Annotated in this window: 12 protein-coding genes; 7 read left to right on the top strand and 5 right to left on the bottom strand. The window is 65.5% G+C overall.

The window, feature by feature from the left end; translation table 11 throughout:
- From MRY84_RS09820 to MRY84_RS09805, 4 genes are all read right to left on the bottom strand, one after another.
- The coding region (locus MRY84_RS09820) for a tripartite tricarboxylate transporter substrate binding protein (protein WP_291505549.1) at positions 1 to 616 on the bottom strand (616 nt) is incomplete at its 3' end.
- 73 nt (positions 617 to 689) lie between these two features.
- Positions 690 to 1802, bottom strand: coding sequence for a 4-hydroxyphenylpyruvate dioxygenase (hppD, locus tag MRY84_RS09815; protein ID WP_291505548.1), 1113 nt, complete (start codon positions 1800 to 1802; stop codon positions 690 to 692).
- A 185-nt stretch (positions 1803 to 1987) separates the two neighbouring features.
- Positions 1988 to 2977 (bottom strand): lipase secretion chaperone, encoded by a 990-nt coding sequence (locus MRY84_RS09810; RefSeq protein ID WP_291505547.1) that lies wholly within the window; start codon positions 2975 to 2977, stop codon positions 1988 to 1990.
- 3 nt (positions 2978 to 2980) lie between these two features.
- Complete coding sequence (locus MRY84_RS09805) at positions 2981 to 3922, bottom strand: triacylglycerol lipase (RefSeq protein ID WP_291505546.1); 942 nt, start codon at positions 3920 to 3922, stop codon at positions 2981 to 2983.
- A 160-nt stretch (positions 3923 to 4082) separates the two neighbouring features.
- On the opposite strand from MRY84_RS09805, the gene MRY84_RS09800 reads away from it, so the two are divergent.
- The 6 genes from MRY84_RS09800 (at position 4083) to fabB (ending at position 10188) form a co-directional block, all read left to right on the top strand.
- Positions 4083 to 4565 (top strand): Lrp/AsnC family transcriptional regulator, encoded by a 483-nt coding sequence (locus tag MRY84_RS09800; protein WP_291505545.1) that lies wholly within the window; start codon positions 4083 to 4085, stop codon positions 4563 to 4565.
- A gap of 207 nt (positions 4566 to 4772) precedes the next feature.
- Positions 4773 to 5510: a GNAT family N-acetyltransferase gene (locus MRY84_RS09795; RefSeq protein WP_291505544.1), complete on the top strand. Its 738-nt coding sequence runs from the start codon at positions 4773 to 4775 to the stop codon at positions 5508 to 5510.
- A gap of 265 nt (positions 5511 to 5775) precedes the next feature.
- Positions 5776 to 6651: a CBS domain-containing protein gene (locus tag MRY84_RS09790; RefSeq protein WP_291505543.1), complete on the top strand. Its 876-nt coding sequence runs from the start codon at positions 5776 to 5778 to the stop codon at positions 6649 to 6651.
- Entirely contained in the window at positions 6651 to 8267 is a 1617-nt protein-coding gene (gene lnt, locus MRY84_RS09785; RefSeq protein WP_291505542.1) for an apolipoprotein N-acyltransferase, read from the top strand. Before MRY84_RS09790 ends, lnt begins: the two co-directional genes overlap by 1 nt.
- Before the next feature lie 170 nt (positions 8268 to 8437).
- Entirely contained in the window at positions 8438 to 8962 is a 525-nt protein-coding gene (fabA, locus tag MRY84_RS09780; RefSeq protein WP_291505541.1) for a 3-hydroxyacyl-[acyl-carrier-protein] dehydratase FabA, read from the top strand.
- Positions 8959 to 10188, top strand: coding sequence for a beta-ketoacyl-ACP synthase I (gene fabB, locus MRY84_RS09775; protein WP_291505540.1), 1230 nt, complete (start codon positions 8959 to 8961; stop codon positions 10186 to 10188). The genes fabA and fabB overlap by 4 nt, the downstream gene beginning before the upstream one ends.
- 101 nt (positions 10189 to 10289) lie before the next feature.
- Here fabB and MRY84_RS09770 read toward each other — a convergent pair whose 3' ends face one another.
- Positions 10290 to 10712, bottom strand: a complete 423-nt coding sequence (locus MRY84_RS09770) for a hypothetical protein (RefSeq protein WP_291505539.1) — start codon at positions 10710 to 10712, stop codon at positions 10290 to 10292.
- A 209-nt stretch (positions 10713 to 10921) separates the two neighbouring features.
- On the opposite strand from MRY84_RS09770, the gene MRY84_RS09765 reads away from it, so the two are divergent.
- On the top strand, positions 10922 to 11168 hold a 247-nt coding region (locus MRY84_RS09765), incomplete at its 3' end, for a cyclic nucleotide-binding domain-containing protein (RefSeq protein ID WP_291505538.1).

The raw sequence follows: 11168 nt of genomic DNA, 5'->3' as shown, positions 1-11168 counted from the left end.
GGTTGTCGAACACCATCAGCACCTGGCCGGACTCCAGCGCCGCCAGGGCCGGCTTGGAGCCCTGGAATGGCGTGTGGCCCATTTTGGTATTGGTGAGCGACTTGAACATCTCGGCCGAGATGTGGCCGATGCTGCCGTTGCCGCCCGAGCCGTACTTCGCCTGGTCCGGGTTCTTCTTGAGGTACTGCACCAGGTCGGGCGTCGTCTTGATGCCGAGCTTGGCGGCCTGCTCGGTGCTGACCACCAGCACGTTGGGCGTGCGCGCCACGAGGGCGAGGGGCTTGAAGTCCTTGAGCGCGTTGTACGGGAAGTTCTTGTACAGCCAGGGGTTGACCGCGTGGGTGGCCACGGCACCCATCAACACCTGATTGGCTGTCTTGGGGGACTTGGCGACCTGGTCAGCGCCGGTACTACCACCCGCCCCCGGCTTGTTCTCCACGGTAATGGAGCCGAGCTGGGCTGCGGCACCTTCGGCCACGATGCGGGCCGAGATGTCCAGCGGACCACCAGCGGGGTAAGGAACCACGATGGTGAGCGGGGCAGAGGGGCTTTGGGCCATGGCAATGGTGGCCACACAGGTCAGGCCAACACTGAACAGAGTGCTACGGAGCGACATCGGGATCCTTATGAGTTCCGGGGAGCGCGCAGTATAGGCACCTGTTCAGGGTTAACCCTGGATGTCTGATGACTTAGGTGTTCAGCACGCCACGGCGGATCTGGTCGCGCTCCAGCGACTCGAACAGCGCCTTGAAGTTGCCTTCACCAAAACCATCGCGGTAGTCGCCTTCGCGCTGGATGAACTCGAAGAACACGGGGCCCAGCATGGGGGTTGAGAAGATCTGCAGCAGCAGGCGGGGCGTGCCGTCGGCGGTCGTGCCGTCCAGCAGGATGCCGCGCGACTGGAGCTCGGCCACCGGTTGCCCATGGCCGGGCAGGCGGGTGTCCAGCATTTCGTAGTACACGTCGTTGGGCGCCGTGGCCAGGGGCACACCGGCCATGCCCAGCTTGTCCACCACCGGCAGCAGGTCGTCGCAGATCAGGGCGATGTGCTGGATGCCCTCGCCGTTGAACTGCATGAGGAATTCTTCGATCTGGCCGCCGCCCTGCTTGGCCTCTTCATTCAGCGGGATGCGGATCTTGCCGTCGGGCGCGGTCATGGCCTTGGAAGTCAGGCCCGTGTACTCGCCCTGGATGTCGAAGTAGCGGATTTCGCGGAAGTTGAAAAGCTTCTCGTAGAAATTGGCCCAGAAGCCCATGCGGCCACGGTACACGTTGTGCGTGAGGTGGTCGATTTCGTTCAGACCGTGGCCCACGGGGCGGCGGTCCACCCCTTCGATGAATTCAAAGTCGATGTCGTAGATGGACTTGCCGTCCTCAAACCGGTCGATCAAATACAGCGGCGCGCCGCCAATGCCCTTGATGGCGGGCAGGCGCAGCTCCATGGGGCCGGTGGGGATCTCGATGGGCTGGGCGCCCAGTTCCAGCGCGCGTTTGTAGGCCTTGTGGGCATCCTTCACGCGGAAGGCCAGGCCGCAGGCCGACGGGCCGTGTTCGGCGCCGAAGTAGGCGGCCTGGCTGTGGGGCTCGCGGTTCAGGATGAAGTTGATGCCGTTCTGGCGGTACAGCACCACGTCCTTGGAGCGGTGCTTGGCGACCAGCGTGAAGCCCAGCTTTTCGAACACGGCCTCCAGCACGCCAGGCTGGGGCGAGGTGAACTCGACGAACTCGAACCCCATCAGGCCCATGGGGTTGTCCCAGGCTTCGAGCTGGGCGGCGGTTTGTTGCGGCAAGGCGGCGTTCATGGGGTGTCTCCGGCATTCGTTGAGGAATGTCATGGACTGTAGGCGCGCCCTGCCTCATGTTTCTGGCGAAATCAAGAGGCTCAGGCCTCGGATTTGCAGGAATGTTGTGAATGATCAAATTTCAGCGCACGACTAGGGCGCTGCTGAAGTGTGTGGCAGCTGTCTTTTGCGTACGCCCACCGGCCTCACGACCCTGGCGTTACGGGTGGCAGGCGCCGCAGCGCCAGGGCGGCGTCGATGCGCTGCTGCTCCTCGGCTGAGAAAAGCTGCTGGCGCAGTCGCTGCAGCGCAGGGCCTTCGCCTTGTTGGGCGCGCGCCTGGGTGTATTGGTCGAGTCGTTGCTGCCAGTGTTGTTCTTCCCGGTCGAGCTGGGCCATCGCGTGGGCGGCGGCCTCGCCGTATTGCGCACTGCGGGCCGCGTGGCGAGTACGTTCGTCGGTGTTTTGCGCGTTGAACGCGGCGGTCTGGGCGGCAGCGTTCAGGTGTTCGGTGGTGGCGGCGCGCTCCGCGCGGCGCGCTGCGGGCAATTCATTCTCTGCATCGCGCAAGGCCAGGGCGCGTTGCTCGGCGGTGAGCTGGGGGTTGCGTTCGATTTCCAGGCGCGCCAGGGTGTAGCGGTCCAGCTCCGCCTCGCGGGCGAACAGGGCGTCGTGCTCGGGGCCGTCAAAAAACTGCTGGCGCACCTTGTGGCGCGCTTCCAGCGCATCGCGCAGGGCACCGGGGTCGTTCGGGTCCTGGGGAGGGCGCAGTTGGCCAAGGGCCACGCGGTAGTCCACATAGCGCTCAGCCAGCGCCAATGCCCGCGTGGCCAGGGCTGCCGGGAAATGTTTGCCCACCAGCGCCGCCAGGCGTTGTTTGAGTGCGGCGGGGTCTGTCGCGCCGTCCTCCAGGGCTTCTGTGAACAGCGCCTCCAGCGTGTCGCGCAGGCCGTGCACCAGCAGGGGGTCTTCACTGCGGTCGGGGTCGGTGGCGCGGCGGGTGGAAAAGAAGCTGCTCTCCTTGGGCCGCGCCGACAGGGTCTGGCCTGCACCGCCGGTTGGCGCTGCCGCCGCACCAGGCACCGAACGCGGGTCCACTGCGCCCGGCAGGCCTTGCTGCGAACCCGGCCACCACACCACGGCGGCCGTGGCGGCGACCAGGGCCACCCCTGCGGCAAAGGCGCGGGCGCGGTTCACGGCTTACAGGCCCTGTGCCTTGAGGCGGGTGGCGTGCTGGCGGTACAGCGTCACCGGGTCGGTGGAGAACCAGTCGCGCAGGCCCAGCAGTTGGTTCACTTCGTCGAGGTGGTTCTGCCGGTAGTCGCCCAGGTGCTTGCCCAGGCGCGAGGAGCAGGCCGACACCAGGCCGTCGTTGGCTTCGCCGAAGACCAGGCCCAGCACGCCCAGCAGGGCATCGCTTGCATCCAGCACGTTGGTCAGGGTCTTGGTGCCCGTCCAGGAGTAGTAGCGCACGCCGTTGACGAGTTCGGCGCCGCTGCCGCAGCCAGAGGTGGGCACGCCTTGCGGAAAGCGGCGATTGAAGGCGGCGGAACCGGCGGTGGTGAGCGAGTCCAGCGCGGCGGTGGGCATCTGCGGCAGGCCCGAGCCGCCCGAAGTCAGGTTGATCAGCGCGACCAGCGCGGACGCCGCCCCGTTGGCGATGGTTTCGGAGACCGAACCTGCGGGTGCCACGCCACGCATGATGTCCGCTACCCGCGATCCCCGGTTGACCCCACCGACCGAGGTCACCGAGGCAACCTTGCCTGGCGCCACCCCCGCGACGTAGCGCGCGGTGGGGCCGCCGTGCGAATGGCCCACCAGGTTCACCTTGGCCGCGCCCGTGATCGCCAGGATGGTGTTCACCTGTGCGAGCAGCTGCTCACCCCGGACCTCGGTGCTGTTGGCGGCCGACACCTGGGCCACGTAGACCTTGGCGCCGCCCTGGCGCAGGGCATCGGGGATGCCGTAGAAGTAGTCGACGCCCAGGGCTGAATCAAAGCCGAAAAGTCCATGGACGAGCACGATGGGGTAGCGGGTCTGGGTGGTCCCCGTCTGGGCCTGCGCGCCCATGCCGATGAGCATCCATGCGGCCGTGGCGGCCAGAAGCAATCGCCGCAGAAAGCGGCTGAGAAATCCGGTCATGCAGTTGTCTCCTGTGTGTTTTTTATGCGCACAAAAACGAACGATCGTTCTTTTTTGCGAGATTCATTCTTCTGTGCTTTGCGTGGAGTCACTATCGGGACATACCCCGGCACGCAATCCGGCAAGCACGAAAAAAGAAAAATCCATAGAATCCTGCGCCATGCAAGCTAACAACGCACTGGACAAGCTGGATCGCGCCATTTTGCGCCGTCTTCAAGAAAATGGCCGAGAGACGTACGACGTCATCGGAGAACAGGTGGGCCTGTCACCCAGCGCCGTGCTGCGCCGCGTCAAGCGCCTGGAAGAGAGCCGCGTGATCGACCGCTATGTCGCCCTGGTTCCGCCCGAGGCCGTAGGGCTGGGGCTGACGGCCTACCTCAACGTCAGGCTCGAAAAACACACCGAAACCCACAAGCGCAACCCCATGGACCTGTTCCGCGCCAGCGTGCAAACCTGGCCCGAGGTGGTGGAGTGCGCGTCGCTCACCGGCGAAATGGACTATTTGCTGCGTGTGGTGGTGGCCGACATGGCCCACTACAGCCGGTTCATCATGGACACGCTGCTCAAGCATCCCAGCGTGCAAGATTGCAAGACGAGTTTTGTGCTGGACCGCGTGAAGGCGACCACCGCGGTGCCCGTGTGATTGCCGCCTGTGCGACATGGCGAGTTGCCGGGCCCCTGCGGAGCCGATACCCTCCCAGACGCGTTGCAGACGGGGAGCCAGAGGGTGAATGATCCGCGGCTTGTCAGAGCGGGTCCGCATGGCCCCTCATTGGGCTGACCTCTCTAGTTTGTTGCATTGCAGCAATTTCACTGGAAATGATGAGGGAAAACCCTTATATTTCCATGCATGTACGCACCCAAGCACTGGCTCAGAGCATCGTGGCACGCAGGCAGGAGCATGCTGCGCCCAGTGATGGGGGCCTCGACTGTCCTTCCCACCCGTCACCAGCAGGAGCTTCCCATGATGGTTCCCATTCGTGCGCTGGGTCCCTCCTATCGAGAGCGGATCACGCAGCACCTGCTCCAGCTGGAGCCTGCCGACCGCTATCTGCGCTTTGGCTACGCTGCCAATGACGAACAGATCCGCCGCTATGCCGAGCAGCTTGACTTTGACCGAGACGAGATCTTCGGCATCTACAACCGGCGCCTGGAGCTCATTGCGATGGCCCACCTGGCATTTTCCGAACACCCGGAGCACAAGCACTGCGCGGAATTCGGGGTGTCCGTCCTCAAAAAGGCACGCGGACGTGGCTTCGGCGCGCGGCTGTTCGAGCGGGCCGTGATGCACGCGCGCAACGCAGGGGTGAACATGGTGTTCATTCATGCGCTGACCGAGAACACCGCCATGCTGAAGATCGCGCGTAACGCCGGTGCCACGGTGCGCCGGGATGGTTCGGAGTCCGAAGCCTATCTTCAGATCCCCCCCGCCAGCCTGGACACTCGCATGGCGGAGATCGTGGAGCAGCGTTTCGCCGAGGTGGACTACCAGCTCAAGAAGCAGGCCAAGCAGTTCTGGGATTTTCTGGCCAGCGTACAGGAAGTGCGCAGCGGCGTGCAGCACGCTCGCCACCAGTCAGCTGAGTAAGCGCGGCTCGCAATACCATTCTTCTGGCGTCGTTGCAGCGTCTTGTCGTGCGACTTGTACTGCCTGCGACGCAGCGCCTGGCCAGAACTGCTTCGCTGAGTTTGTTAGCCGCTCTTTGGCGGGCCCTCGCAGGGGCTTGACCATTCCTCCCACTTGGCAGCAAGTCGCGGTGAATGGCGCTGGCGATGGCCTGCCGCGGCATCGTCACAACTATCCGCTATCCTAGGGGCCTGATCCACTACTGCACGTCCTGCACTCCACGACAGTGTCTGACCCGCACCCCGGGCGACCGCCCGAAAAGGAAGACAAGCGCACCTTCCTGCAGAAGGTCGCAGAATTCATCCATCCCGGTCCTGACTCGACGGAAGAGCTGATCGAAGCGCTGGCCGATGCCGAAGACAACCAGGTCATCGGCGCCGATTCGCGCGTGATGCTGGAGCGCGTCATCCGCATGGCCGACCTGACGGCGGGCGACGTGATGGTGGCTGCCCCCCGCATGGACCTGGTCAACATCGACGCGCCGCTGGATGAGTTGCTGCACCTGGTCATCAACACCGCGCATTCGCGCTTTCCGGTGTACCAGGGCGAGCGCGAGAACATCATCGGCATCCTCATGGCCAAGGACCTGCTCAAGCTGCAGCGGGCGCCTGAGCTGAACATCCGCGCACTGTTGCGTCCCGCGGTGTTCGTGCCTGAAAGCAAGGGGCTGAACGACCTGCTGCGCGAGTTCCGGGGCAACCGGAATCATCTGGCCATCGTGATCGACGAGTTTGGCCGCATGGCCGGGCTGGTCACCATCGAAGACGTGCTGGAGCAGATCGTCGGAGAGATCGAGGACGAGTTCGACATCCCCGAGGACAACGGTGACATCTTTGGTTTGGCCGATCGGACCTACCGCGTGAGCGGTGACACTTCCGTCGAGCGCGTTGCGGAAGCATTCGATGTGCAGCTCCACAGCACGGACCCCGGCGAGGTATTCGACACCATCGGCGGCTTGATCGCCCATGAAATGGGCCATGTGCCCCGCCGCGGGGAACACCTGCAGCTGGGCGGGTTGCACTTTGTCGTCTTGCACACCAAAGGCGGCGCGGTGCGCTGGTTCAAGGTGTCGCGGGTCGAAGAAGCCGACGCCGCAGCGTGATGGCGCGATCTGTGGCGACGCCGGGGCTTGCACTCCCGGTCCAGGCGCTGGTGGCCGTGGTGGCGGGCTGTGCGCAGGCGGCATCGCTGGCCTGGCCTGGGAGCGGAGCACCCCTGTGGTGGCTGCAACTGGCTTCACTGGCGCTGTTGGCCTGGCTGGTGCAGCCGGGCTCTGTGCCCATCCCCTGGCGGCGCGGCGCCGTCCTTGGTGGGCTGTTTGCCACGGCTTGGCTGGTGGGCACGTTCTGGTGGCTCTTCATTTCGCTGCATACCTACGGCGGACTGGCCGCGCCCCTGGCTGTGGCCGCCGTGCTGGCGCTGGCGCTGTTCCTTGCAAGCTACTACGCCATCGCTTTGGGGATTTATTGCCGCCTAGCGCCCACCCATCGGGCGCTTGCAGCTATATTTTTCGGAGCAATCTGGCTGCTGGCCGAACTGGCGCGGGGTTTCCTGTGGACAGGCTTCCCGTGGGGGGCGGGGGGGTATGCGCACGTGGATGGGCCCCTGGCCGTTCTGGCGCGCCATGTCGGTGTGTACGGTGTGGGGGCGGTGGCGGCCACGCTGGCGATGGGGGCCGTGCAGTGGCGCAGGCGCGATCTGCGCAACTGGCGGATGTGGGCGCTGCTGGCGGTGGTTGCAGCCGCCTGGGTCGGCGCCGCCGTCGACCGCTTCTGCGCCGTCAACCTGTGCCACACGCCCGCGCAGCCGCAGCCGCGTCCCCTGAGCCTCGAACTGCTGCAAGGCAACATCCCCCAGGACGAAAAGTTCCAGCCCGGCAGTGGAGTGCCGCTGGCCCTGCAGTGGTACGCGCACGCCCTGCGCGAGGCTGAGGCCGACCTCGTGGTGGCGCCCGAGACCGCCATCCCGCTGCTGCCCCAGCAACTCCTGCCGGGGTACCTGGAAGGGCTGCGCGAACGCTACGCCCGCGGCCGCCAGGCCGCCTTGCTGGGCATCCCGCTCGGCGATGCGGACCTGGGCTACACCAACTCCGTGTTGGGGTTCAGTCCCACCTCCCAATCCCCGGCCTACCAGTACGACAAACACCACCTGGTGCCGTTCGGCGAGTTCATCCCCCCCTTGTTCAAGTGGTTCACCGCCATGCTCAATATCCCCCTGGGGGACTTCAACCGGGGCGCGGTGAGCCAGCCTTCCTTCCCGTGGGCGGGGCAGCGCATTGCGCCCAACATCTGCTACGAGGATCTTTTTGGCGAGGAACTCGGGGCTCGGTTCATCCGCCCCGAGCAGGCCCCGACGGTGCTGGTCAACTTCAGCAACATCGGCTGGTTTGGCAACACGGTGGCGATTGACCAGCACCTGCACATCAGCCGCATGCGTGCGCTGGAGTTCGAGCGCCCCATGGTGCGCGCCACCAACACAGGCGCCACCGCCATCATCGACCACCGCGGCGTGGTGACCCACCAGCTGGCGCGGCACACGCGCGGGGTGCTCAAGGGCGAGGTGCATGGCAGGGGCCTGGATGAGCGCAGCGGCTGGCAGGTCACGCCGTATGCCTGGTGGGTCTCGCGCTGGGGGCTGTTGCCTCTGTGGCTGTTCGGTGGCCTGGCGGTGGTTGTGGCCGCGCTGTGGGCACGGCGGCCGCTCCCCGGCGGGGCTTGATCCAGCGCATGGTCGAGGGTGGTGCCCCGGCGGGTTGCTGGGCTAAAGCCGGGGCCGGGCGGTGTCTGCCTTGATAATGGAGCCCCACAAGCGGGGGCTTGTGCTGGTTTTGATTGCTTACAACGATGATTTGAGGCGGGCCTACCGCCGCTTCTGGAGCACGACTGAAGATGGCTGATTCCTTTTCGTACGAACAACTGATCGCCTCGGGCGAGGGCCGGCTGTTCGGCGCCGACAGTGGGCGCCTGCCGCTGCCGCCCATGCTGATGTTCGACCGCATCACCCACATTGACGGCGATGGCGGAGCGCACGGGCTGGGAAAGATCCGTGCCGAACTGGACGTCAAGCCTGACCTGTGGTTCTTTGCCTGCCATTTCCAGGGCGACCCCGTCATGCCCGGCTGCCTGGGGCTGGATGCCATGTGGCAGCTCATCGGTTTCTACCTGACCTGGCTGAAACTGCCGGGCCGCGGTCGTGCGCTGGGCGCGGGTGAAGTGAAGTTCACCGGCGAGGTGGGCCCCGATGTGAAGCTCGTCACGTACGAAATCGATATCAAGCGCGTGATCAAGCGCAAGCTCGTCATGGCCATCGGCGATGCCCGCCTGCTGGCTGACGGCAAGGAAATCTACGTCGCCAACGACCTGCGCGTGGGACTGTTCAAGCGCGAGGGCGACGACAAGGACGCAGCACAATGACCACGACCAAGAAGCGCGTCGTCATCACCGGCGCCGGCATCGTCTCCTGCATCGGCAACGATCTGGCCACCGTGGAAGCCTCGCTGAGGGCCAGCAAGAGCGGCATCAAGGCGGTGGAAAAGTTCAAGGAGCTGGGCCTGCGCAGCCAGGTGGGCGGCGCACCCGAGATCGATATCGAAGCGCGCATCGACCGCAAGCAGCTGCGCTTCATGGGCGATGCGGCAGCTTATGCGCAGATCGCCCTGGAAGACGCGATCAAGCAGGCGGGCCTCACGCCCGAGCAGGTCAGCCACCCTCGCACGGGCCTCATCATGGGCTCGGGCGGCGGCTCGCCCGCCAACCAGATCGAGGCGGCCGACACGCTGCGCGAAAAGGGCATCCGCCGGGTGGGGCCGTACCAGGTCACGCGCTGCATGAGCTCCACCGTGTCTGCCTGCCTGGCCACCAACTTCAAGGTCAAGGGCATCAACTACTCCATCACCTCTGCCTGCTCCACTTCGGCGCACTGCATCGGTGCGGCCGCGCAGCAGATTGCCTGGGGGATGCAGGATGTGATGTTCGCCGGCGGTGGTGAGGAACTGAGCTGGGGCATGTCGCTGCTGTTTGACGGCATGGGCGCGATGTCCAGCAAGTACAACGAGACGCCCGAGAAGGCCTCGCGCGCCTACGACGCGAACCGCGACGGCTTCGTGATCGCTGGCGGCGGCGGTGCCGTGGTGCTGGAAAGCCTGGAGCATGCGCAGGCCCGCGGCGCCACCATCCTCGCCGAGGTGGTGGGCTTTGGCGCCACCAGCGATGGCGAGGACATGGTGGCCCCCTCGGGGGACGGCGCCATTGCCTGCATGCGGCAGGCGATGGAGGGCCTCAATGCCCCCATCGACTACATCAACACCCATGGCACCTCCACCCCCGTGGGCGACATGCAGGAAGTGCGCGCCATGCAGGCGCTGTTTGGCGACAAGGTGCCGCCGTTCTCCTCCACCAAGTCGCTCACCGGCCACTCGCTGGGCGCTACGGGGGTGCAGGAAGCCATCTACTGCGTGATCATGCTGAACAAGAGCTTCATCGCCGGCTCGGCGAACGTGGAAACACCCGACCCCGCGCTGGGCTCCATGCCGCTGGTCACCCAGACGCGCGATGCGCAGCTGAACACGGTGCTGTCCAACAGCTTCGGCTTTGGCGGCACCAACGCCAGCCTGGTGCTGCGCCGCTGGACGGGCGCCTGACCAGTTCCTCGCGCAAGCATTCCCAAACGAAAACCCGCCCCGCGCACCGCGGCGGCGGGTTTGTTTTTTCTGCCAGGCCGTTTGGGGCCCCCGGGGCCAGGCTACCGATAGCCGCGCAGCTGGTTGTATTGCCGCACCTGGCCGAGGCTCAGCACCTCCACCATCGCCAGGTGGTACTTGAGATGGGTTGCTCTCAACCGGCCCTGGAGGTGCGCGGCGCGCGCTGTGGCGTCCTGCACCTTGGCCAAGGTGGCGGTCTTTTCCCTGAAGAGCCGGTCCAGCTCGTCTTCGCTGGCGATGATGTCTTCGCCCAATGCCTTGGCTTCTTTCTGCATTTCATGGAACAGCCGCTCGGTGTGCAGACGCTGGTCGTTTTCGAGCCCCAGCGCGTCGGCCATTTCCAGGACATGCGAGGGGCCTGGGTAGCCATTGAGCTCGGCCGGCAGCGCCAGCGACATGCCTTTGCCGGCGCGCAAGTCGGCCGTCTGTGGTTCCGACAGGGCCTTGATGGGGCGCATTTGCATACCGGCATAGGGAGCGCGCGCGCCCCCTGCCTCCCTGTGCACGTGGACCGTGGAAGGGTGGGCGGCATCGGAATGTTGGGCCATGGCAAAAGGGGCGGCACACAGCAGGCTGCAGACGAAGAGCGGAAAGCGCATAAACAGGCCTTGCAAAGACAGAGGATGCCGGCATTGTCCGGATCCCGTGCACAGGCGCCTATGATTGCAGTCATATGGCGAACCACTTTGCGTCTTCTGGTCACGTGCACATCTCTGCATCCACGGGTGGCCGGGACTGGATGGGTGGCCTTGCTGCCACCACGCTGCGACTGGCCGCTGGCGCGGCGCTGTTCCGGCAAGGGGCCCGCACGCTGGGCCTGTTTCGTGTGCTCTCGGGACGAGTCCGCCTGGTACGGCTGACGCCAGGGGGGACCGAAGTGCCCATGCATACGGCGGTAGCGGGCGAGTTGTTTGCCGAAG

Origin of the sequence: Acidovorax sp. (genome assembly GCF_022763525.1) — a bacterium.
Taxonomy (GTDB): Bacteria; Pseudomonadota; Gammaproteobacteria; order Burkholderiales; family Burkholderiaceae_C; genus Acidovorax.
The sequence above is the reverse complement of the archived record's forward strand: the minus strand, read 5'-3'. Positions and strand labels throughout refer to the sequence as shown.